At 60.6% G+C, this 23,051-nt stretch carries 18 protein-coding genes and 1 pseudogene; 10 read left to right on the top strand and 9 right to left on the bottom strand.

Going from position 1 to position 23,051, the window contains the following annotated elements; all coding sequences use genetic code 11:
• The first annotated feature begins 47 nt into the window (after nt 1–47).
• A complete protein-coding gene (locus PspCFBP13509_RS30470; protein ID WP_065925516.1) occupies nt 48–533 on the top strand; it encodes a flavin reductase family protein in 486 nt (161 codons plus the stop codon).
• Between the two features lie 56 nt (nt 534–589).
• Nucleotides 590–1,633: an LLM class flavin-dependent oxidoreductase gene (locus PspCFBP13509_RS30465; protein WP_064052580.1), complete on the top strand. Its 1,044-nt coding sequence runs from the start codon at nt 590–592 to the stop codon at nt 1,631–1,633.
• A 49-nt stretch (nt 1,634–1,682) separates the two neighbouring features.
• On the opposite strand, the gene PspCFBP13509_RS30460 is transcribed toward PspCFBP13509_RS30465, so the two are convergent.
• On the bottom strand, nt 1,683–2,984 hold the full coding sequence (locus PspCFBP13509_RS30460; RefSeq protein WP_065925518.1) for an Nramp family divalent metal transporter: 1,302 nt from the start codon (nt 2,982–2,984) through the stop codon (nt 1,683–1,685).
• 244 nt (nt 2,985–3,228) lie between these two features.
• Between PspCFBP13509_RS30460 and PspCFBP13509_RS30455 the strand changes: the two genes are divergently transcribed.
• Both PspCFBP13509_RS30455 and PspCFBP13509_RS30450 read left to right on the top strand, forming a co-directional pair.
• Nucleotides 3,229–5,637, top strand: a complete 2,409-nt coding sequence (locus PspCFBP13509_RS30455; RefSeq protein WP_137213129.1) for a glucose/quinate/shikimate family membrane-bound PQQ-dependent dehydrogenase — start codon at nt 3,229–3,231, stop codon at nt 5,635–5,637.
• A 423-nt stretch (nt 5,638–6,060) separates the two neighbouring features.
• Nucleotides 6,061–6,369, top strand: coding sequence for a DUF6124 family protein (locus PspCFBP13509_RS30450; protein WP_065926263.1), 309 nt, complete (start codon nt 6,061–6,063; stop codon nt 6,367–6,369).
• A 275-nt stretch (nt 6,370–6,644) separates the two neighbouring features.
• Here the strand turns inward: PspCFBP13509_RS30450 and PspCFBP13509_RS30445 are convergent, their stop codons facing one another.
• The gene (locus PspCFBP13509_RS30445; RefSeq protein ID WP_137213128.1) at nt 6,645–7,343 is read right to left on the bottom strand and encodes a lysophospholipid acyltransferase family protein; all 699 of its coding nucleotides are present in this window, start codon (nt 7,341–7,343) and stop codon (nt 6,645–6,647) included.
• A 219-nt stretch (nt 7,344–7,562) separates the two neighbouring features.
• On the opposite strand from PspCFBP13509_RS30445, the gene PspCFBP13509_RS30440 reads away from it, so the two are divergent.
• Nucleotides 7,563–8,273 carry an autoinducer binding domain-containing protein gene (locus PspCFBP13509_RS30440; protein WP_074846021.1) on the top strand — a complete coding sequence of 237 codons (711 nt, stop codon included), beginning with the start codon at nt 7,563–7,565 and terminating at the stop codon, nt 8,271–8,273.
• Here the strand turns inward: PspCFBP13509_RS30440 and PspCFBP13509_RS30435 are convergent.
• The gene (locus PspCFBP13509_RS30435) at nt 8,270–9,439 is read right to left on the bottom strand and encodes a XylR family transcriptional regulator (protein WP_137213126.1); all 1,170 of its coding nucleotides are present in this window, start codon (nt 9,437–9,439) and stop codon (nt 8,270–8,272) included. The genes PspCFBP13509_RS30440 and PspCFBP13509_RS30435 overlap by 4 nt on opposite strands.
• Before the next feature lie 139 nt (nt 9,440–9,578).
• Here PspCFBP13509_RS30435 and xylA point away from each other — a divergent pair, with 139 nt between their 5' ends.
• The 4 genes from xylA to PspCFBP13509_RS30415 all read left to right on the top strand — a co-directional run bounded on the left by xylA (nt 9,579) and on the right by PspCFBP13509_RS30415 (nt 15,052).
• Nucleotides 9,579–10,895, top strand: a complete 1,317-nt coding sequence (gene xylA / locus PspCFBP13509_RS30430) for a xylose isomerase (RefSeq protein ID WP_137213125.1) — start codon at nt 9,579–9,581, stop codon at nt 10,893–10,895.
• Between the two features lie 348 nt (nt 10,896–11,243).
• Entirely contained in the window at nt 11,244–12,242 is a 999-nt protein-coding gene (gene xylF / locus PspCFBP13509_RS30425) for a D-xylose ABC transporter substrate-binding protein (protein ID WP_065926258.1), read from the top strand.
• Nucleotides 12,243–12,370: 128 nt separating this feature from the next.
• Nucleotides 12,371–13,915 carry a D-xylose ABC transporter ATP-binding protein gene (gene xylG, locus PspCFBP13509_RS30420; protein WP_137213124.1) on the top strand — a complete coding sequence of 515 codons (1,545 nt, stop codon included), beginning with the start codon at nt 12,371–12,373 and terminating at the stop codon, nt 13,913–13,915.
• Complete coding sequence (locus PspCFBP13509_RS30415) at nt 13,916–15,052, top strand: sugar ABC transporter permease (RefSeq protein ID WP_027603558.1); 1,137 nt, start codon at nt 13,916–13,918, stop codon at nt 15,050–15,052.
• Between the two features lie 5 nt (nt 15,053–15,057).
• Here PspCFBP13509_RS30415 and soxR read toward each other — a convergent pair whose 3' ends face one another.
• A complete protein-coding gene (gene soxR, locus PspCFBP13509_RS30410; RefSeq protein WP_065926256.1) occupies nt 15,058–15,510 on the bottom strand; it encodes a redox-sensitive transcriptional activator SoxR in 453 nt (150 codons plus the stop codon).
• Nucleotides 15,511–15,598: 88 nt separating this feature from the next.
• On the opposite strand from soxR, the gene PspCFBP13509_RS30405 reads away from it, so the two are divergent.
• Nucleotides 15,599–17,047, top strand: a complete 1,449-nt coding sequence (locus PspCFBP13509_RS30405; RefSeq protein WP_137213123.1) for an MFS transporter — start codon at nt 15,599–15,601, stop codon at nt 17,045–17,047.
• 43 nt (nt 17,048–17,090) lie between these two features.
• On the opposite strand, the gene PspCFBP13509_RS30400 is transcribed toward PspCFBP13509_RS30405, so the two are convergent.
• The 5 genes and pseudogenes from PspCFBP13509_RS30400 to PspCFBP13509_RS30385 form a co-directional block, all read right to left on the bottom strand.
• Nucleotides 17,091–18,011: a substrate-binding domain-containing protein gene (locus PspCFBP13509_RS30400; RefSeq protein ID WP_065947963.1), complete on the bottom strand. Its 921-nt coding sequence runs from the start codon at nt 18,009–18,011 to the stop codon at nt 17,091–17,093.
• Between the two features lie 17 nt (nt 18,012–18,028).
• Entirely contained in the window at nt 18,029–18,784 is a 756-nt protein-coding gene (locus PspCFBP13509_RS32340; protein WP_370671265.1) for a methyl-accepting chemotaxis protein, read from the bottom strand.
• A 102-nt stretch (nt 18,785–18,886) separates the two neighbouring features.
• A pseudogene (locus PspCFBP13509_RS32335) lies at nt 18,887–19,306 on the bottom strand (HAMP domain-containing protein); the annotation flags it as partial.
• A 919-nt stretch (nt 19,307–20,225) separates the two neighbouring features.
• The gene (locus PspCFBP13509_RS30390; RefSeq protein WP_065926252.1) at nt 20,226–21,476 is read right to left on the bottom strand and encodes a glycoside hydrolase family 68 protein; all 1,251 of its coding nucleotides are present in this window, start codon (nt 21,474–21,476) and stop codon (nt 20,226–20,228) included.
• A 251-nt stretch (nt 21,477–21,727) separates the two neighbouring features.
• Nucleotides 21,728–22,666 carry a pectate lyase family protein gene (locus PspCFBP13509_RS30385; protein ID WP_053139574.1) on the bottom strand — a complete coding sequence of 313 codons (939 nt, stop codon included), beginning with the start codon at nt 22,664–22,666 and terminating at the stop codon, nt 21,728–21,730.
• Nucleotides 22,667–23,051: the final 385 nt, after the last annotated feature.

The following is a 23,051-nucleotide window of genomic DNA, read 5'->3' as shown; positions in this document are numbered from 1 at the left end:
CATACCTACAACCCGATAAAACCGTTCCACCGCCAGAGGACCGTCACATGATCGATGCCACCATCTACAAACAAGTGATGGGTTCGTTTCCTTCCGGGGTCACCGTGATTACCACACTCGATGACGACGGGCAGATCGTCGGCCTCACCGCCAGCGCGTTCAGCTCGCTGTCCATGGACCCGGCCCTGGTGCTGTTCTGCCCCAATTACAGCTCCGACTCCTATCCCATTCTGATCAAGAACAGGCACTTTGCCATCCACGTCTTGTCGGGCGGACAGCAAAATGAAGCCTACGCCTTCGCGCGCAAGGGCAAAGACAAGGCCCAAGGCATCGAATGGACGCTCAGCGCACTGGGCAACCCGATCCTGGCGAATGCCACTGCAGTGATCGAGTGTGAGCTGTGGCGCGAATATGAAGGCGGCGACCACGCGATTATGGTCGGCTCGGTAAAGAACCTGATCGTGCCAGAGCAGGCCAATGGTCCACTGGTGTATTGCCACGGCAAAATGGGTACCCTGCCCGTGCCTGCCTGACCCTCCCTGCAAACCCGGTATTTGCGGAAAATAACAACAGATTAGAGGTAAGCGTCATGAAGTTTTCCCTGTTCGTACACATGGAGCGTTGGGACGAAAGTGTCAGCCACCGCCAGTTGTTCGAAGACTTGACCGAACTGACCCTGATGGCCGAGGCCGGCGGTTTCAGCACCGTATGGATTGGCGAACACCACGCCATGGAATACACCATCTCGCCGAGCCCGATGCCGCTGCTGGCTTACCTCGCGGCCAAGACCACCACCATTCACCTGGGCGCCGGGACCATCATCGCGCCGTTCTGGCACCCGCTGCGGGTGGCGGGCGAATGCGCCTTGCTCGACGTGATCAGCAACGGACGCATGGAAGTCGGCCTGGCCCGTGGTGCTTACCAGGTCGAATTCGACCGCATGGCCGGCGGCATGCCCGCTTCCAGCGGCGGCCAGGCGCTGCGTGAGATGGTGCCGGTGGTGCGTGCGTTGTGGAAAGGCGACTACGCCCACGACGGCGACATCTGGAAATTCCCCACCTCCACCAGCGTGCCCAAGCCGATCCAGCAGCCCAACCCGCCGATGTGGATCGCCGCCCGCGACCCGGACTCGCACAACTTCGCAGTCGCCAACGGCTGCAACGTGATGGTCACGCCGCTGATGAAGGGCGACGAAGAAGTCCTCGACCTGAAAAACAAATTCCAGGCCGCCCTCGACAACAATCCCGGCGTACCGCGCCCGCAACTGATGGTGCTGCGCCACACCCACGTGCATGCCGCCGATGATCCGGACGGCTGGAAAGTCGGGGCCAAGGCGATCTCGAAGTTCTATCGCACCTTCGATGCCTGGTTCGGCAATAAAGAGGTGCCGGTGAATGGCTTCCTGGCACCGAGCCCGGAAGAAAAATTCGCCGCCCGCCCGGAGTTCGAGCTGGACAGCCTGCACAAGACCGCGATGATCGGCACCGCCGAAGAAATCATCCCGCGCATCCGCTACTACCAGGAACTGGGCGTGGATGAGTTCAGCTTCTGGTGCGACAACAGCCTGCCCCATGCCGAGAAGAAGAAGTCGTTGGCACTGTTTATCGAGCAGGTGGTGCCGGCGTTTCGTTGATTGCTTGCAGGCGTCGCGCCAAACAGGTGCGACGCCTGCCCGCCCGGCATCAACTGAACAGTTCGACACCCAATTGGAACGCAACCCACAGCGCCAGCCCCGTGGCGAAGAGCAGCGCAATATTTTCGAACAGGTTATTGCGGTATTCCTTGCTCAGCAGCGACTTCTGGTTGGACATAATCAGCAAGCCGAGGGAAATCACCGGCAAGCCAATGATGTTCAACGCGCTGACGCCGATGGTCAACGTGACAAAGTCCGGCATGCCCGGCAGCGACCACATCAGCGGAGTCACCAGGATGAACAACATGAACCACTTGTGCATCGGGTCATGGTGAAACTCTTTGCCGTAACGCTCCCGGCGTCCAGGCCGTACGTGCTGGAAGGCATCGGTGATCAGCATCGGAAAGGCCGTGGTTTTGCCGGAGATGCTGGCAAACAGCGTGGCGAATACACCGATAAAGAAAATGTACCAGCCGATCGGCCCGAAGAAGATTTCGAGCGCCTTGCCCAGGTCGCCCAAGGTCTTCACTTCAATACCGTTGGGCCGCAGGATCTCGGCGCCCACAATCCAGATCGCCAGATTGATCACAATGCCGACGAAGACGGCGAATAGCAGGTCGTTACGCTGGATGCGCTTGTGCTGTGGGCCGACCCAGCCTTTCTGGCGCATGACATAAGGGTGCACGAAGTTGGCAATCGAGCCCGCCACCGCGCCGATCACCGAGACAGCCACCAGCAACGCCCCGTGTACGCCCTCATCCGGCGGAATGCTGAAACCAATAGTCCCTTTGACAATGCCCGCCATATCCGGCCCGGACATCACCGCCAAGGCAATGAACGCCAGGGTCATGATTGCCAACAGGCCTTTCATCACGCCTTCGATCATCGAATAGATATTGCGCCCCACCAGCAGCCACACCGCCAGCACCACCGCCACCGAACACAGCAGCGCATAGTCGGTCTTGAACAGCATGGCCAGGGCTTCACCCGCCCCCTTGATCATGTAGGCATTCATCAAATGCCCCATCAGCAGCGCGTACACCAGCAGGAACCAGGCGAAGAACGGGTTCAACTGGGCATAACCCTGAAGGATCGTCATGCCTTGGTTATTGCACAGTTGAAAGCGCGCAATGATGTTGACGATCAGGTACCTGAGCAGCAGGGACACTGCCAGCACCCACATCATGGCGTAGCCGTAATTCGCGCCGGCAACGGAGGAAGTAATCAAATCGCCTGCCCCCAGCCAAGACAGGACGGCGATCACGCCTGGGCCTAATAACTTGAGTAGTCGTACAACATGGCCGCTTACGGGTGCGGCAGACTTGCCTTCTATCGAAGGGAAATCGGTCATAGGGGAGTCTCCGTTGTTGTTTTTGTGAGAGCGGAGATAGTCGAACACAATTGATACGACGTCGTATAACCAATCAGGGCGGGTATGTATTAATAAATGTTTCCTGGCGGGCGCCCCCCCCTTGAGTGCTGATTGACCGGACAGAAAGAGGATTGGATCGCTGTGCACACGGCAAAATGTACTATCTGGTTACTTATATTGCTAAAATCGCGTCTTTGCCCTCTCTCACTCGAGTCCTTTCGACATGAAACGAGCATCGCGCGCCACAGGCGTCTCTAGATTCCTACTCCTGGGCCTGGGCGTAATCATCGCCCTGCTCGGCCTCGCGCTGGCCGTTGGCGGCGCCAAACTGGTGAGCCTCGGCGGTTCCTGGTACTTCCTGATCGGCGGCGTGGCCATGGCGGTTTCCGGCCTGTTGATTGCCCGGCGCAACACCGCCGGTGCATGGTTGTTCGCCGCGTTCCTGATCGGCACGGCCATCTGGGCGGTGGCGGATGTGGGCCTGGTGTTCTGGCCGCTGTTCTCGCGGCTGTTCATGTTTGCGGCCATCGGCCTGGTGGTGGCGCTGGTGTATCCGCTGCTGGCCGGCCGGCCCGCGCGCGGTGCCTATGGCGTTGCCGCCGTGTTGGCGGTGGGCGTGGCGGTGGCGGCGGGCAATATGTTTGTCGCCCACCCCAGCGTCGCCCCGACCGGTGCGGGCCCAGGCATCACGCCCGTGGCCGCGGCCGACGCGCAGAAAGACTGGGCCCACTACGGCAACACCGAAGGGGGCAGCCGCTTCGCCGCGCTGGACCAGATCAACCGCGACACTGTCGACAAGCTCAAGGTGGCCTGGACCTATCACACCGGTGACGTGGCCCTCAGCGACGGCAACGGTGCCGAAGACCAGCTGACGCCCCTGCAGATCGGCAACAAAGTGTTTATCTGCACGCCCCACAACAACCTGATCGCCCTCGACGCCGACACCGGCAAAGAGCTGTGGAAGAACGCAGTCAACGCCAAGTCGGCGGTGTGGCAGCGTTGCCGGGGCATGGCGTATTTCGACGCCACCGCGCCGATTGCCCAGCCGACCCAGCCCAACAGCTCGCCGATCATCGCCGCCAGCGTTCCCGCCGGTGCGCAGTGCCAGCGTCGCTTGCTGACCAACACCATCGATGCACGGCTGATCGCCGTGGATGCCGACACCGGCAAATTCTGCGAAGACTTCGGCACCCATGGCCAGGTGGACCTGAAAGCCGGCCTGGGCAATGTGCCGGACAGCTACTACCAGCTGTCGTCCGCACCGTTGGTCGCCGGCACCACCGTGGTGGTCGGTGGTCGCGTCGCGGATAACGTCCAAACCGACATGCCCGGCGGTGTGATCCGTGGCTTCGATGTGATCAGCGGGCAAATGCGCTGGGCCTTCGACCCGGGCAACCCGGAAGACAAACAGGCCCCGACCGGCGACAAGACCTACGTGCGCAGTACACCGAACAGCTGGGCGCCGATGTCCTACGACCCGTTGATGAACACGGTCTTCCTGCCGATGGGCAGCTCGTCCACCGACATCTACGGTGTGGAACGCACTCAGCTCAACCACAAATACGGCGCTTCGGTATTGGCGCTGGATGCCTCTACCGGTGCTGAAAAGTGGGTGTACCAGACCGTCCACAATGACCTGTGGGACTTCGACCTGCCGATGCAACCGAGCCTGATCGACTTCACCCCACCGGGCAGTGACAAGGCGGTACCCGCAGTGGTAATCGGCACCAAGGCCGGGCAGATCTATGTACTCGACCGCGCCACCGGACAGCCGCTGACCGAGGTCAAGGAAGTCCCGGTCAAAGCCGCGAACATCCCCAACGAACCCTACTCGCCGACCCAGCCCAAGTCTGTGGGCATGCCGCAGATCGGCGCGCAGACCCTGAGCGAGTCGGACATGTGGGGCGCCACCCCGTACGACCAGTTGCTGTGCCGCATCGACTTCAAGGGCATGCGCTACGACGGCCTGTACACCGCGCCGGGCACCGATAAATCCCTGAGCTTCCCGGGGTCCCTGGGCGGCATGAACTGGGGCAGCATTTCCACCGACCCGGTGCACGGTTTTATCTTCGTCAACGACATGCGCCTGGGCCTGTGGATCCAGATGCTGCCGTCGCAGAACAAGGCCCAGTCCTCGTCCGGTGGCGAAGCGCTGAACACCGGCATGGGCGCGGTCCCGCTCAAGGGCACGCCGTATGCGGTGAACAAAAACCGCTTCCTGTCGGTGGCCGGCATTCCGTGCCAGGCGCCGCCGTTCGGCACCCTCACCGCCATCGATATGAAGACCCAGAAAGTCGCGTGGCAAGTGCCGGTGGGCACCGTTGAAGACACCGGCCCCCTGGGCATCCGCATGCACCTGCCGATCAGGATCGGCCTGCCGACCCTCGGCGGCACGCTGTCGACCCAGGGCGGCCTGATCTTTATCGCCGGCACCCAGGACTTCTACCTGCGCGCCTTCAACAGCGGCAACGGCGATGAAATCTGGAAGGCCCGCCTGCCCGTCGGCAGCCAGGGCGGCCCGATGACCTACGTGTCGCCGAAAACCGGCAAGCAGTACATCGTCGTCACCGCCGGCGGTGCGCGCCAGTCCACCGACCGTGGCGACTATGTGATCGCCTACGCCCTGCCATAACCCCTCTGTCCGCGCGGTGCCCCTGCACCGCGCTCCGGCATCAGCAACTAGCCCCCTCCCACATCGCCTGCATTTCAATAGGTGAGCGGCATCGTTAGTGGCATTTGGTCATGGTTTGTAAAGGGCCAGCAAGTCGGCTCGCTTTTAATTGCAGGACGTTTCCTAGACAATCCCTGCCGCCTTGTGCCTGTTGGAATCGCTGGCTAGTCTGCGGTCCGTCACTGCCAAATCAGTGATCGGGTTTAGTCGCCTGACCTTCCAACGCGTGCATGGTCCTCCATGAGTTTTATGGTGGCTGTGCGCAGGGCACCTTCGGGTGCGCCGGTATTTTCGCGTTGGAGCCGGTCGACTAACCTGCGTACAGCCGCCACCCTCGTTTAGTCGCGAAGGGTGTAGGCCTCTCATCCAACGCGAAGGTACACCATGAATAAAGTTATCCCCGATCCATCCCACGACCCCGCCAAAGACCGCGCCGCCTTCAACCGCGCCATCGACCACTACCTACCCACCCAAGGCCTCCACTCGGTCAACGAAGACCTGAGCTTCGAAGACGCCCTGCTTTACACCGCCAGCTTGCTCGACAGCGCTTCCGCCACGGCGCTGGATTGCGGTGACCTGCTACCAAACCCCGAACGGGCGAAGATTCTGGCCGTGTGGCATTTGCTGGAAATTGCAAAGACCACCGTGGATCGCTCCATCGACTGCCTGAAACCCGCAAAAGCAACTGCCTGAACGCGTTAAAAATGTGGGAGGGGCGGTGCGACGATTCGACTTGCCCCCCTCCCACATGGTGAGCGCTGCAAGTTTCGGCTACTGCGCACAGGTGACGCGAAGCGTCACGGGCTGCATTCCCACGCAGGAGCGTGGGAATGATCTTTGATCATCGAGCCGGGGACATTTCCGGGGGATAACATCGACAGTGCGCTGGTGCCGGGATTGCAGGTCAAGGCGATGTTCTGACTCGCCCGTGCGCAAATCGGCGGATGGTCCCCCCCGGTTTGCGACGGCTAACCCAGTGGAATCGACTTGGCGATAATCTTTCGGGCGTGATTGGCCAGCTGTTTGGCACTCATCGCAACCACCTCCTCGGCCTCAATGGGCGGGTGGGCGATGATGCTGACGTCGGTGCTGCGCAAGGCGTTGTAGGCGATATGGTTGACCGCCGGGCTGATCGTGACGGGAATGATCCCAACCCCGATATCCTTGGCAATCCGAAACGCCCCACTCTTGAAAGGCTGCATCTCCCCGCCATGGTTTCGAGTGCCCTCGGGAAAGATCCACAGCGAAGTATTCTCTGCGACAACCCGCTTGGCGATCTTGCGCAAACTGCCGATGGATGCCCGTGGGCTGTTCCTGTCAATGAACAGACTACCGGTCAGCCAATACAACTGCCCCACCAGTGGCAGCCACTTGAGCGACTGTTTACCGACGATTACCGTGCCGGGGTTGAGCGCATGCGCCACGATCAACACGTCATAGTTGCAGTGGTGGTTGGCCACATAGATGTAAGGCCGGGTGGTGGGAACGCTGTCAAAGCCACGAACATCGACACGCACCCGGAAGATTTTATTGATCACCGAATAGGCCCGGCAGGCCACGTACAGATTTCTATTCTTTGAGGTGTTGATCAACATGTAGAGGCACAAGAACGGAAAGCTCAACACGATCCACAGCAACACCAACAACCCTCGGGCCAACGCAATCATAAATTACCCGCTTTACCTGAATCTCTGAGCTTGGTTAACGGGGCTTCTCGAACCTCGTCAGCATTATCCATGCAAGTACAACAAACCTGCGGCGTTTTGAGTAGCTGCCCGAATGGGCAGGTCGATCGCGTTCAACCGCGCGCCCTCCGTCACGCGCACAAGCGGTATAATCGGCGCGCTCCCGTCTGTAACGGGTGCCGACCATGGAAGGGACGATCGGTGAAAGAATGGCGAGAAACCTTGATAGAAGCCGTATCCGGCTGCATGACCGAACATGAACTATTCAATAAAATTCATACGATAACGTCCAACCTGGGCTTCGAGTTCTGTTCTTACGGACTGAAAATCCCGTTGGCCACATCGCAATATGTGCTGATTTCGAACTACCCAGGCGCTTGGGAAAAGAAGTATGTCAGCGAAAATTACTTCTCCCAAGACCCCACCGTTGCCCACGGCCTGACCCGCTCCATCCCGCTGCACTGGTCCGCCGCACAACAGCAACAACAGCACCAGGCCTTCTGGGAGGAGGCGCGCCATTACCAGCTCAACCATGGCTGGTGCCTGTCTTCGCAACGCGGCCCTGACGCGATTGGTTTACTCTCGGTATCGCGCTCCAGTGAATGCATTTCAGCGACTGAACTTGAGCACATCGAGAACAAGTTGACCTGGTTGACGCAGTTGGCGCACGAATCGATGACACGCTTCTTCTCCGACAAATGCCTGCCAGAAATTCACCGCCCCCTGACCGCACGGGAAAAAGAGACCTTGAGGTGGACGGCCATCGGCAAAACCTATATCGAGATCAGCCTGATCCTCAACATCGACACAGGAACCGTGAAGTTTCATCTGGCCAATGCCATGCGCAAACTCCAGGCCCACAACAAAACCCAAGCTGCCGTCAAAGCCTCCTTGCTGGGATTACTCTTTTAGCCCTGCTGGTACTCCCGCGGCGTACAACCAAACTCGCGACGAAACACCGTATGCAGGTACTGCGCCGACTTGAAGCCGCACTTGGCGGCAATATCGGCAATCGCCAGTTCGTGGCTTTCCAGGCCCTTGGCGGCGGCGGCGAGTTTGAAACGCAGGATCTCGTCATGCACGCTGCAGCCGCGCACCTTGCGAAAGTGCGCTTCCAGGGAGGAGCGCGACACGCCGACATAGGCCGCCACCTGCGCGGTCTTGATGCCCTGGCAGGCGTACTGGCGGATAAACAGCAGCGCCTGCATCACGTACGGATTACCCAAGGGTTGATGCAAGCTGGAGGCCTGCACATTGATCGCCTCCGGCGGCACCAGGACCTGCGTGCCCACGCACGGTTTGCCGTGCAGCATCTGGTGCAGCAAGGCGGCGGCCGTGCGCCCCATGGTTTCCGTGCCCTGGATCACCGAACTCAGCGGCACGCGCGTGAGGGTGCGGGTCAGGGGGTCATTGTCGATGCCGATCAATGCGACTTGCTCCGGCACGGCGATGCCGGCGGTGAGGCAGGCTTGCAGCAGTTGTCGGGCGCGGGCGTCGGTGACGGCGATGATGCCGATGGGCTTGGGCAGGCTGTGCAGCCAGGCAATCTGCTGTTCCACCGCGCTGTCCCACAACGGCGCGCTGGTGCCCAGGCCGCGATACACCTCGACGTGCAGACCATCGCGTTGCAGCAGGCGGCGAAAGGCTTTTTCACGCTCCTGGGCCCAGCGATTGGCCTGGGCCTCGGGCAGGCTGAAACAGGCAAATCGGGTCAGCCCGGCCTCGATCAGGTGCTCGTACGCCAGCTTCATCAACTCATGGTTGTCGGTGGCCACGTAGGGAATGCCCTTGGGATAAGCGCGCGCGTCTTCATACGAGCCACCCACCGCCACCACCGGCAACGTGCTGTCGGCCAACGCTTCGCCGATCAGCGGGTCGTCGAAGTCGGCAATGATGCCGTCGCCCTGCCAGCGCTCGATACCGCGCAGGCGACAGAGAAAATCCTCCTCGAGGAACAAATCCCAGGACGCGCGCGTGCTGCTCAGGTAATTGCCGATGCCGGCGATGATGCCGCGGTCGTAGATTTTGCTGCCGTTGAACAACAGGGCGATGCGGTGGACGGGCGGTAGGGTTTTCATTGTTTTTATCCTGGGGCCTGTGGCAACAGACTAGCCCCCACCACTCAAAATCGCACTACACCTTGGTGATTTTCATAATCAGCGGGCCAGGAGCCGTTGCTAGTATCCAGACACCGCCAAGAACAATAAGGAAAACGCCATGCTGTACTTCCCCGGTGTCGAGAAGGTTCGCTTCGAAGGCCCCAGCAGCGATGCCCCCCTCGCCTTTCGCCATTACGACGCCAACAAACTGGTCCTCGGCAAACCGATGCGCGAGCACCTGCGCATGGCCGCGTGTTATTGGCACACCTTCGTGTGGCCTGGCGCCGATATGTTCGGCATGGGTACCTTCAAGCGGCCGTGGCAGCGCAGTGGCGAGCCCATGGACGTGGCCATCGGCAAGGCTGAGGCGGCCTTCGAGTTTTTCTCCAAGCTGGGCATCGACTACTACAGTTTTCACGACACCGATGTGGCGCCGGAAGGCAGTTCGATCAAGGAGTACCGCAACCACTTCGCGCAGATGGTCGACCACCTGGAGCGCCATCAGGAACAGACCGGCATCAAGTTGCTGTGGGGCACCGCCAACTGCTTCAGCAACCCGCGTTTTGCCGCCGGTGCCGCCAGTAACCCAGACCCGGAGGTGTTCGCCTATGCCGCCGCCCAGGTGTTCAGCGCGATGAACGCCACGCTGCGGCTCAAGGGCGCCAACTATGTGCTGTGGGGCGGCCGTGAAGGTTATGAAACCCTGCTCAACACCGACCTCAAGCGCGAGCGCGAACAGCTCGGGCGCTTTATGCGCATGGTGGTGGAGCACAAGCACAAGATCGGCTTCAAGGGCGACCTGCTGATCGAGCCCAAGCCCCAGGAGCCGACCAAGCACCAGTACGACTACGACAGCGCCACGGTGTTCGGCTTTTTGCATGAGTACGGCCTGGAACACGAGATCAAGGTGAACATCGAGGCCAACCACGCCACCCTGGCCGGGCACAGCTTCCACCATGAGATTGCCACGGCCGTGTCCCTGGGCATCTTCGGCAGCATCGACGCCAACCGTGGCGACCCGCAGAACGGCTGGGACACCGACCAATTCCCCAACAGCGTCGAGGAGATGACCCTCGCCACCTATGAAATCCTCAAGGCCGGTGGCTTCAAGAATGGCGGCTACAATTTCGACTCCAAGGTCCGCCGCCAGAGCCTGGACGAGATCGACCTGTTCCACGGCCATGTCGCCGCCATGGATGTACTCGCCCTGGCGCTCGAACGTGCGGCGGCGATGGTGCAGAACGACCAGTTACAGCAGTTCAAGGACCAGCGCTATGCCGGCTGGCAGCAGCCGCTGGGCCAGGCCGTGCTGGCCGGTGAGTTCAGCCTGGAGTCACTGGCCGAACATGCGTTTGCCCACGAACTGAACCCGCAGGCCGTGAGTGGTCGCCAGGAGATGCTGGAGGGGGTGGTCAACCGGTTTATTTATCGGTGACCGTGTGGTGATTGCGTTTGTTGTGATGAGTGGGGTTGGTGTGGTGAGGGGGGGTTATTGTGGTGAGCGGGCTTGTTGTGGTGAGCGGGCTTGCCCCGCGCTGGGGCGCGAAGCAGCCCCAAACCCAGGCACCTCGGTGTGTCAGCTAAAAACACATCGCCTGCAATGGGGCCGCTTCGCGCCCCAGCGCGGGGCAAGCCCGCTCACCACACCAAACCCATTCACCACAAAAGTCCTGTTCACCACAAAAGCCCGGCTTGCCACAACACACCGGTTAGCCACACCTACAGTGTTCGCCTAGAGTCTTCACCCAGTGTCTTTCCAACAACAATAAAAGGACGCACCACCATGAAGTCATTCAAACGTACCCTGCTCGCCACCGCCCTGGCCCTGCTCGCCCTGCCGGTGATGGCCGACTCCGCCCACCCGAAAATCGGTTTTTCCATCGACGACCTGCGTCTGGAACGCTGGTCCCGGGATCGTGACTACTTCGTCGCCGCCGCAGAAAAACTCGATGCCAAGGTCTTTGTGCAGTCCGCCGATGCCAACGAGCAGAAGCAGATTTCGCAGATCGAAAACCTGATCTCCCGGGGCGTCGATGTGATCGTGATCGTGCCGTTCAACGCCACCGTGCTGACCAACGCGGTCGCCGAAGCCAAGAAAGCCGGGATCAAGGTGGTGTCATACGACCGCCTGATTCTCAACGCGGACATCGATGCGTACATTTCCTTCGATAACGAAAAAGTCGGCGAGATGCAGGCCAACGGCGTGCTGCAAGCGGCGCCCAAGGGCAATTACTTCCTGCTCGGCGGCGCGCCCACCGACAACAACGCCAAGGTGCTGCGCGAAGGCCAGATGAAGGTGCTGCAACCGGCCATAGACAAGGGCGACATCAAGATTGTCGGCCAGCAGTGGGTCAAGGAATGGAACCCCACGGAAGCCCTGAGCATCGTCGAGAACGCCCTGACCCGCAACAGCAACAAGATCGACGCCATCGTCGCCTCCAACGACGCCACCGCCGGCGGTGCGATCCAGGCCCTGGCCGCGCAGAAGCTGGCGGGCAAGGTGCCGATCTCCGGCCAGGACGCCGACCTCGCCGCCGTCAAGCGCGTGATCGACGGTACCCAGACCATGACCGTGTACAAGCCGCTCAAGCTGATCGCCACCGAAGCCGCCAAGCTCTCGGTGCAACTGGCGCGTAACGAGAAGCCCACCTACAGCTCGCAGTACGACAATGGCAGCAAGAAAGTCGACACCATCCTGCTCACCCCGACCCCGCTGACCAAGGCCAATATCGACCTGTTGGAAAAGGACGGGTTCTATACCAAAGAGCAGATCGGCCTGTAGGCGCTGGCTTGCCAGCGAAGATCGCGAACGAAAACGCGGAAAGCCTGAATAAACGCGGTGACTTGGCGTTTTTCGCGAGCAAGCTCGCTCCTACAGTCATGTCGTCAGTCCTGTGTGTGAGCCATGGTATGTCCGACTACCTGCTGCAAATGAACGGCATCGTCAAAACCTTTGGCGGTGTCCACGCGCTGAACGGCATCGACATCAAGGTACGGCCGGGGGAATGTGTCGGCCTGTGCGGCGAGAACGGTGCCGGTAAATCCACCCTGATGAAGGTGCTGTCGGCGGTCTACCCCCATGGCACCTGGGAGGGGGAAATCCTCTGGGACGGGCAACCGCTCAGGGCCCAGTCCATCAGCGAAACCGAGGCCGCCGGTATCGTCATCATTCACCAGGAACTGACCCTGGTGCCCGACCTGTCGGTGGCCGAGAACATCTTCATGGGCCACGAGCTGACCCTGCCCGGCGGGCGCATGAACTACCCGGCGATGCTGCACCGCGCCGAAGCGTTGATGCGCGAGCTCAAGGTGCCGGACATGAACGTCGCGCTGCCGGTGTCACAGTACGGCGGCGGCTACCAGCAACTGGTGGAAATCGCCAAGGCCCTGAACAAACAGGCGCGCCTGCTGATCCTCGACGAGCCTTCCTCGGCCCTGACCCGCTCGGAAATCGAGGTACTGCTCGACATCATCCGCGGCCTCAAGGCCAAGGGCGTGGCCTGCGTGTACATCTCCCATAAGCTCGATGAAGTGGCGGCCGTGTGCGACACCATCGCGGTGATCCGCGATGGCAAGCACATCGCGACCACGGCCATGGCCGACATGGACATCCCACAGATCATCACGCAGATGGTCGGGCGGGAAATGAGCAACCTCTACCCCACCGAGCCCCGTGCCATCGGCGAGGTGATTTTCGAAGCGCGCAACGTCACCTGCTATGACGTCGACAACCCCCAGCGCAAGCGCGTCGACGATATTTCCTTTGTGCTCAAGCGCGGCGAAATCCTCGGCATAGCCGGGCTGGTGGGCGCCGGGCGTACGGAGCTGGTGTCGGCGTTGTTCGGCGCCTACCCCGGCCGCTACAGCGCCGAGGTGTGGCTCGACGGCCAGGTGATCGACACGCGCACGCCGCTCAAATCGATCCGCGCCGGGCTGTGCATGGTGCCCGAGGACCGCAAGCGCCAGGGCATCATCCCTGACCTGGGCGTGGGCCAGAACATCACGTTGGCGGTGCTCGACACCTATTCCCACCTGACCCGCATCGATGCCGAGGCCGAACTGGGCAGCATCGACCAGCAGATCGCACGCATGCACCTCAAGACCGCCAGCCCGTTCCTGCCGATCACCAGCCTGTCCGGTGGCAATCAGCAAAAGGCTGTGCTGGCGAAAATGCTGATGACCAAGCCCAAGGTGCTGATCCTCGACGAGCCCACACGCGGGGTGGATGTGGGCGCCAAGTATGAGATCTACAAACTGATGGGCGCGCTGGCGGCAGAAGGCGTGTCGATTATCATGGTTTCCTCGGAATTGGCCGAAGTGCTCGGCGTGTCCAACCGCGTGCTGGTCATCGGCGACGGCCAGTTGCGTGGCGACTTCATCAACGAGGGGCTCACCCAGGAACAGGTGCTCGCCGCCGCGCTCAGCCAAAACAATAACAATCGGAAAACCGCGTAGATGAATCAGGTCAAACAGCTGTTCACTCGCTACAAAATGCTCGCACTGGTGATCGCCGTGGCGTTTATCTGGCTGTTTTTCAGCTGGCAGACCGAGGGCGGCTTCCTCACCCCGCGCAACCTATCCAACCTGCTGCGGCAGATGTCGATCACCGGCATCCTGGCGTGCGGCATGGTGCTGGTGATCATCAGCGGTGAGATCGATTTGTCGGTGGGTTCGTTGCTGGGACTGTTGGGCGGGCTCGCAGCGATCCTGGATGTGGTCTATCACATTCCGCTGCTGGCCAACCTCAGCCTGGTGGCGTTGTGCGGCTTGATGATCGGTTTGGCCAACGGCTACATGACCGCTTACCTGCGCATTCCGTCGTTTATCGTTGGCCTCGGCGGCATGCTGGCGTTTCGCGGGATCCTGCTGGGGATCACCGGCGGCACCACCATCGCGCCGGTGTCGCCGTCGCTGGTGTATGTAGGCCAGGGGTATTTGCCGCATTCGGTGGGGGTTGGCCTTGGGGTCTTGCTGTTTGCCCTGACTCTGTTTTTGACCTGGAGACAACGGCGCAACCGCGCGCTGCATGGCTTGGCACCGCACGCCCTGATGCGCGATGTGCTGCGCGTGGGGGTGATCGGCGCGGTGCTCGCCGGGTTTGTCACCACCCTCAACAGCTACGACGGCATCCCCGTACCGGTGCTGCTGTTGCTGGTGCTGCTCGGCGTGTTCAGCTACGTCACCAGCCAGACCGTGTTCGGCCGCCGCGTCTACGCGGTGGGCAGCAACATGGAAGCCACGCGCCTGTCAGGCATCAACGTGCAGGCGGTGAAACTGTGGATCTTCGGCATCATGGGCGTGATGTGCGCCCTCGCCGGCCTGGTCAATACCGCGCGCCTGGCGGCGGGCTCACCGTCGGCGGGCAATATGGGTGAGCTGGATGCCATCGCTGCGTGCTTTATTGGGGGTACGTCGATGCGCGGCGGCTCGGGCACGGTGTATGGCGCTTTGCTCGGGGCATTGGTGATTACCAGCCTGGATAACGGCATGTCGATGCTGGACGTGGACAGTTACTGGCAGATGATTGTGAAGGGCAGCATCCTGGTGTTGGCGGTGTGGGTGGATGTGAGTACACGCACGGGTCGGCGCTGACTGCCTCACTTCCCGAGCAACACGGCCCCATCCCCCAGCCGTCCCAACTGATCCCCCGGATTGCGCAACGGGCAATCATCCAGGGACAGGCATCCACAGCCGATACAGCCATCGAGTTGGTCGCGCAGTTGAGTGAGGCTGTTGATACGCTCACTCAACAGGTCGCGCCAGCGTGTGGAGAGTTGGGTCCAGTCCTTGGCCGTCAACGGCCGTCCTGAAGGCAGTTCGTCCAACGCGTCCTTGATAGTCGCCAACGGAATGCCCGCGCGCTGCGCGACCTTGATCACCGCGATCCGGCGCAGTACGTCACGCTGATAGCGACGCTGATTGCCCGCGCTGCGTTGTGCGTGAATCAACCCCTTGGCTTCGTAGAAATGCACCGTGGCCACGGTCACGCCGCTGCGGCGGGCCAATTCGCCCACGCCGAGGGGGATGCGCACATCGATTTTCGCTTCCATCCAGCTCTTGACCTCATCTAAACATGAGGTTTTATAAAGGGTGTCGGCTTGCCTTGGCAAGCCTTCAGTCCTTTGAATCGGAGCCTGCATGGACACACCTCAACCCTCCCCCTCCAACTGGGCCGCGCTGTTGTCCGGTGCCAACGGCGTACGTTCGCTCGCACTGGCAGGCGGCGTGGTGCTGCATGCGATCAACGTGTACATCGCCACCACGATTCTGCCGTCAGTGGTCCAGGACATCGGCGGCATCGACTACTACGCATGGAACACCACGTTATTTGTCGCCGCCTCGATCCTCGGCTCGGCATTGTCGGCGCGCCTGCTTGGCAGCCTCGGGCCGCGTGCGGCGTACCTGGTCGCCAGCCTGGTGTTCGCCGGCGGGGCCTTGGCCTGTGCGTTTGCGCCGTCCATGCCGGTGATGCTCGTGGGGCGGTTGGTGCAGGGACTGGGTGGTGGGTTCTTGTTCGCGCTGTCCTACGCGATGATTCGGTTGGTGTTCGATGAAAGCCTGTGGCCGCGCGCGATGGCGTTGGTGTCGGGGATGTGGGGCGTGGCGACGCTGGTCGGGCCAGCGGTGGGCGGAGTGTTTGCCGAGCTGGGCATATGGCGCGCGGCGTTCTGGTCGTTGATTCCGGTGGCCGGGTTATTCGCGGTGCTGGCGGCGGCGGTCCTGCCCAGGCGCAGCACCGAGAGCGCTGCGCCGACCCCGTTGCCACTCGCCCAACTGGTGCTGCTGACGGCGGCGGTACTGGCGGTGTCGGCCGGCAGTGTCTCGTCCACCCTGCCCCTGAACATGCTGGGGCTGGCCGTGGCGGCGGTGTTTACCGCGCTGCTGATCGTCACGGAAAGCCGCGCCCGCCATCGACTGTTGCCCGCCGGAGCGTTTCGGATCACCACTGCGCTCGGCGCGCTGTACGCGACGATGTCATTGCTGGCGGTGGCCGTGACCAGTGGCGAAATCTTCGTGCCGCTGTTTCTTCAAGTCCTGCACCACCAGTCGCCGCTGGTGGCCGGTTATCTGGCGGCATTGATGGCGGCTGGCTGGACGCTGGGGTCAATCGCCAGCGCGGGTGTGACGGGCAGCAACATTCGACGGGCGATCCTGGCCGGGCCGATCCTGGGCGTGGTGGGCATGGTGGCGCTGGCCATCTTGATGCCCGTCGAAAGCAACGGCAGCGGGCAGACGCTCACACCGATCTGCCTGGCGCTTATCCTGATTGGGTTGGGCGTGGGGCTGGCTTGGCCGCACTTGCTGACCCGGGTGTTCCAGGTGGCGCCGGCCGGTGAGCAGGACCTTGCCAGCGCGTCGATTACCACCGTGCAGCTGTTCGCTACCGCGTTTGGCGCGGCACTGGCGGGCATGGTCGCGAACGTCGCCGGCCTCACTGAACCCGGCGGTGTCGAAGGCACCGCAAGCGCTGCGGTGTGGCTGTTTGGGGTGTTTGCACTCGCGCCTGTGGTGGGTGTTCTGATTGCCAGGCGGGTGGTTCGCATGATCGGTCAGTACCATGCCAAGCTCACCAATACCCCTGCCTGAGCACATTTGACTGCATTCCAAGGTTGGATCGAGGTGCTCAGTGCTATTCAAACGCCTGGCGATTCTCAGGCGTAATCAACTTGAACGGCACCCAGACCACCGCCGACTCCAGCACCTCGCCGCGTACCAGGCGCAGTGCGGTGTCCACTGCGCCGCCGGCCTGGCCGGCGGCATCCTGGAACACGCTGACCGCCATCTTGCCCTCAGCCATCAATTTCAAGCCGTCCGGTGTGCCGTCGATGCCGCCGACCCAGTAGTCCTTGGCCTGCTTGCCGGCCTTTTCCAGCCCCATGATCGCGCCGATCGCCATTTCATCGTTATTGGCCGCGATGATCGAAAAATCGACGCCCTGCTTGACCCAGTCAATGACAATCGTGGCGGCCTGGCTACGCTCCCAGTTACCGACTTTTTTCTGTACGACTTTCATATCGGGGTATTTGGCGACGACTTTTTCCACGTCCTCGGTGCGCATCAAGGAGGACGCGTTGGCGGGGTCGCCCACCAGAATCACCACGTTGCCCTTGTAACCGGCGCGGCGCGCCAGCTCTTCCATCTGCAAAGTACCCGACTCCAGCTCGTTGGAGCCGACAAACGCGGTCTGCGCCGGCCACTTTTGCGGGTTCGGGTTGCGGTTGACGAACACCAGCGGGATCTTTGCATCCGAGGCCAGCTGCATCATCTGCGCCGCACTTTTGCCGTCGACCATCGCGACGATGATCGCATCCACCTTGGAATTGACCAGGTTGCGGAATTGGCGCATCTGCAAATCGACGCTGTCCTGCCCGTTCTCCATAAAGATGTCTGCGTTCATGACGCTGGCCTGTTGCTGCACCCCGTTGCGCAGCAGGGTCTGGAAGTTATCGTCGTACTTTGCCATGCCTACACCCAGCAAGGGCGTGGCGGCCTGGGCTGGGCCCGGAATGAACAGCGTCGCCCCCAAGGCGAGGATTAACCATGCTTTCATGTTCTGACTCCCGCGGCTCAAACGCTGAAATGATGGAGCAGCTCGCGCTGCACCTTGGCCATGTCCGACAGCTCGTGGCTGCTGATGGCGGACTGCTCGGCGCCGTCTGCCGTCTGCTGGGCCGAATCGTTGATCTGGATGACCATCCGACTGGTTTCCTGCACCGTGGCGCTCTGCTCCTCGGTGGCGGCGGCGATCTGGATATTCATGTCGCGGATACTGTCGACCGAGTCGCTCATCGACAGCAGCAAGTCACCCGCGCCCGAGGCCAGGGACACGCACTGGGTGGACTGCGCCTGGCTTTCGTTCATCACGTGCACCACCGAGTGAATCTTTTCCTGCATGAGCCCGATCATGTCCTGGATTTCGCTGGTCGAGGTCTGGGTACGGCTGGCCAGGGAGCGCACTTCATCGGCCACCACCGCAAAACCGCGTCCCTGCTCGCCGGCACGGGCCGCTTCGATCGCCGCATTCAGGGCGAGCAGGTTGGTCTGTTCCGCAATGGTGCGAATGGCGACAACAATGCCCTCGATATTCTGTCCGTACTTCTGCAACTCATCGGTCACCTGCGTGGCCTTGTTCACCTGGTCGGCCTGCTGGCGAATGTTGACGATGGTCTCGGCCACACGCGCCTGCACCTTGTGCGTAAGTTCACTCGTGTCGTCCACGGCCTGGCGGGTGTCCTGCGCACGCCGGGCCACCTCTTCGACCGTGCTTTCCATCTGCGTCATGGCCGAGGCTGCCGATTGCAGGCGGTCCTTCTGCTCATCCACCACCCGGGTGGTCTGCTCGCTGTTCAGGGCGTTGCTGCCTGCGGTAACGGCCAGCGCATCGGCAGAGCCGATCAATTCACGGAAGGTTTTGCGCAGGGCCGTGGTCAGTTCGTTCAGGTAACCGCCCAACTCACCGAATTCGTCTTTACGGCTGACATCGAAACTGACCCGCATGTCTCCCGCAGTAAGCGTCTTGAGGACTTCGCGAAACGCCGCCAGCGGACGCCGCAGGCTGAAGGCGACCCAGGTACCAATCGCCACCGCCGCCAGCACCGCCAGCACACACGCGATCAACAGCAAGCTGCGGCTGGTGCCGATGGTGGCATTGGCCGACTGGCTGGCCTGGTTGGCGACCTCCAGGGACTGGCTGCCGAACTCGCCAATCCTGTCAAGGGTGGCTTTCAGCGCCGCGTCAACCGCACTGCGTTGCTGCTGCACCTGCGCGGCCAGTTTTGCCTCCACCTGATAAGCCTGGAACAGGCCGTCAGGGGCGGTCAGGTCACTCAGCAGGCGATTGACCATGACGCCGGCAATCCGCCCGACCCTGGGGTCAATCGCCGCCAGGGCCTGGGCCCGGGTGCTGATCACTTCGTCCTGGAGATTGAGCACACGCTGTAATTTATCAATGGCCGGCGTGACGGTATGAGCCGCGAAGCCATCGTAGGATTTGTTGACCTCCAACAGCAGCTTTTCCGCTGCGGCCACCTGTTGCGGTTCGCCGACACTGCGTGCATGGGCAATGTAATCGCGCAGATAGCTGGTCAGCTGTATCGCCTGTGCACTGCTGTAGCCTTGCAGTTGCCGCGTCAGCGCCAATTGCTGCACGTGTTGCACGTGGGACGCCATCAGCGCCTGCGCCTGTTCGGCGTAGGCCGCTACCTGTTGGCGCTGCTGCGCCAGGTTCGCGCGCAGCGCCTCATGCTCGCCCGTATAGGCAACGGTGCTGTCGAGCAATTGATTGAACTGGGCGATGCTCTCGGTGAACGGTCGCTTGCCGTCCTCGATCTGCTTGGGGTCGGTGCTGATCTGAAGGGCCAGCAACGCCTGGTTGGCGCGCAGGATGTGCACGTATAGCTCACTGGCGGCCCGGCTCAAGGGTGCCGACTCGCCGGTGATAATGTTCAAGCGACTGCTGATGGACTGGGTGTTCTGATAACTGATCCCCGCCATGACTAGCAGTAACAGCACCAACACCGCAAACCCGCCGATCACACGCTGCAATATGGTCATGGCCACCCCTTTTGATTTTTATTCGTTGACCTGAGCGACGACCAGGCGTGCACCTACGCGTTCGGGATCACTCGTGGTGCTAGTGCCTGTATCGGCCAGGTGGGCGAGGACTTGAGCCTTGAAGGCAGGCTGAAATGCGGTCAAAAAAAGTGGGAGGGGGCAAGCCCCCTCCCACCTACCTGATGAATTCAGGCTGGGTTTTGCACTGCGGTCACTGGCTCAACACCACATCCCGCATCGCCGGAATGTAGCCATAGTCATAAGCCTCCTGCACAAACGAACGATCGCCCTTCAACACGATCCTGACCGTCGGCGCCTCGGTGCCGCCGATGCGATAGTCATCGCCGGTGGTGGGCACGCTGTCGATAAACGACGTCACCAGGCCGTTGGGCATCACGCAGTGGGAATACGTCTGGAACGGCTGCGACGGCGGATTGCCGAGGACCAGCCCGGACGCGTTCATCGGCGTATAGGGCCCGAACAGATGATCGCTGACAAACCCATAGACGCCATCCGGCCCCGTCACGCCATCGGCATAGGTGAACTTGTGGCTGATGGTGAACAGGTAGTACTTGTTGTCCTGGAACACATAGTGCGGCCGTTCGGTCTGGTCGTTCACGCCAACGGCCGTGACCAGTGGCGGCAGGATTTCCCACTCGTCACCGTTGAGGTCCTTGGCCACGGCGATGCCGATGCAGCCCACCTGGTAGCGGGCACCGCCCACGTCCTCGTGCCCCGGCGGCACCAGGCCCAGCTCGTTCGGGCCCACTTCGTGAGTGCCGCGCTCACCGGCGACATTGCCTTCGAACACCATGTACAACTTGCCATCGACGGGATCGATAAAGGGGCTGGGATCGCGAAAGTTCCAGGTCGCATTCTGCGCTTCGGTTTGATAATAGGTGCCGTCGGCGTCGAACAACGACTTGACCTGATCAAAGCCCTGGAGGGTGACACCGGTGTCCGACGTAATGACCTGGCCTCGGACCTTGGCAATCGTGGCACCCGGCGTGACGCAGGTGTAGTACAGGTCGATGTCACCGTTGTTATTCAACAGAATCGGCGTGCCCGCCCATTCACGGGTGGTCGGCGAAACCCCTTCGGCCATGACACGGCCGCCGAAGATCCAGTCCTTGCCGGTGCGCGAATACCAGTAGCAGATCCGCGCATGACCATGACGGTCTTCCCAATCGCGCTTGATGTCGTAACGGCCATCGGCATTGATGAATTGTGGATCATGGGGGCGACGGTCGGCGGTCAGGGTGAAGATCACCGACCAGCCATCCACCGATACCACCGTGCCATCGAGTTCACGCAAGGGCATGGTGTCCCAGATAAAGACCGTGTCACTCATGACAGGAAAGTCAGGACTCACTAACGGCTGTGTCGTCGTCGGGTCATTTTCATTAACTTTCAGCGCATCGGCCCGTGTCCAGCGAGTGGGTGCGTGATTCGCATGTTTCATGATGATGTCCTTTTGCTGACGCTTAAGTGACAAGCGAAGATTAAATAGCACCGAACAGCCAGCAACTTAATACTGACTGAAAGAGCAAGAGATAGTTGGCTCTGCAAGTGCGCACCAAGGTTTAACATGGGCACTTGCTTATCGCAACATGAAGAATTATTTATATTACAAAGGCCATCACTGTATTTATATCCTTGATATAAATACAGTGGCACTTGCAATAAATGACAGCTCAGTAGAAAGCTAGCTAATCAACTACCGAATACCAGCGCCGCAGCCTGGGCACCGGCATTCTTCTGGGTGAAGTCCTTGGCTTGCGCCGCAGTCTTCAAGGTATAGGCGTAGTTGGAACTGGCCGTCCATTGTGCTTTGGGCGACTTCTGGTTGGTGATCGGCGGCACACTGTTTGTATCCGTGAACGTCCCGGTGCCTTTGTCATCCAACATGCCTTTGTTTTGGCTGCCCTCGCCAAAATAGTTACTTTCAGACAGGATATTGGCGTTCTGCGCCAGGGTAAAACCGAGGTGGAAGTTATTGATGTAGTTGTTATACACATGGAAATAACCATAGCGCATCAAGCCGGGTGCGCGCACTTCCATATTGTCGAAGCGGTTATGGCACAACGTCAGGCGCGGATAACCGTTGAACTCTGCCTTATTATCATCCGCTGGGTGACCGAAGATCAGCCCGTACTTGTGGCTGCCAAAGAAGCAGTTGCTGATGGTGGCATAATCGGCTTTTTCACCGATATACAGCAGTTTATCTTCACTGCCGTCAGTGGTGGACCAGCTGTGACCGACAAACGAGCAATGGTCAATCCAGTACTTGCTGCCGTAGTTCAGGTAGACCTGAATATCGTCATTGGCCTTAATGCTCGCCGAATGCTTGAAGATAATATTCTGCAGAATAATGTTCTGCGACTGCGCGGTTGCACGCAGGTGAATATTCTCCAACGTGCGGTTCTGGAACGAACCGATCAGGGTCTTGTTGGCGCCCAAGTTGACTTTGGTCAGGCTCGACGCCGAGATATTACTGTTGATCACCAATACCCGTGGGGTGGTGTCGCCAATATTGGCCTTGAGTTGATCCAGGGTGGTGATACTGACCACAGGACCGGACCAGCCGCCAGTGACTTTTGCCGCGAGGGCGAAACCGGTCAAGCCGGTGAGTTTGCTTTCTGGATAGGACATGAGTTCCCTCTCTATCAATAAAACGGCTCGGTATAACGAGCCTGTGCATTAAGTTAATCCATTAACTTGCACACAGTGTTTGGCGTGGCTGATGTTGCCATCCTGGTTGATCAGCGCTTAAACACTGTGTTTATGTACAGTATTCGTCATTCGCCTGGCCGTCAACCCTCAAGTGAAAAACAACCAAAAGTGGGAGGGGGCTTGCCCTAATGCTGATCAGTTGAGAGATAGAACGGGCAAACAGTAACCAGTGGCGAGCGGGCTTGCTGTGGTGAGCGGGCTTGCCCCGCGCGGGGCTGCGAAGCAGACCCAAAACCAGGCGCTGCGGTTTACCTGACAGAACACAGGGAGCCTGATTGGGGCTGCTTCGCAGCCCAGCGCGGGG

This window comes from Pseudomonas sp. CFBP13509, from assembly GCF_005233485.1.
Lineage (GTDB): Bacteria > Pseudomonadota > Gammaproteobacteria > Pseudomonadales > Pseudomonadaceae > Aquipseudomonas > Aquipseudomonas marginalis.
Note: the sequence above shows the minus strand (reverse complement) of the source record. Positions and strands in the feature narration are given on the sequence as shown.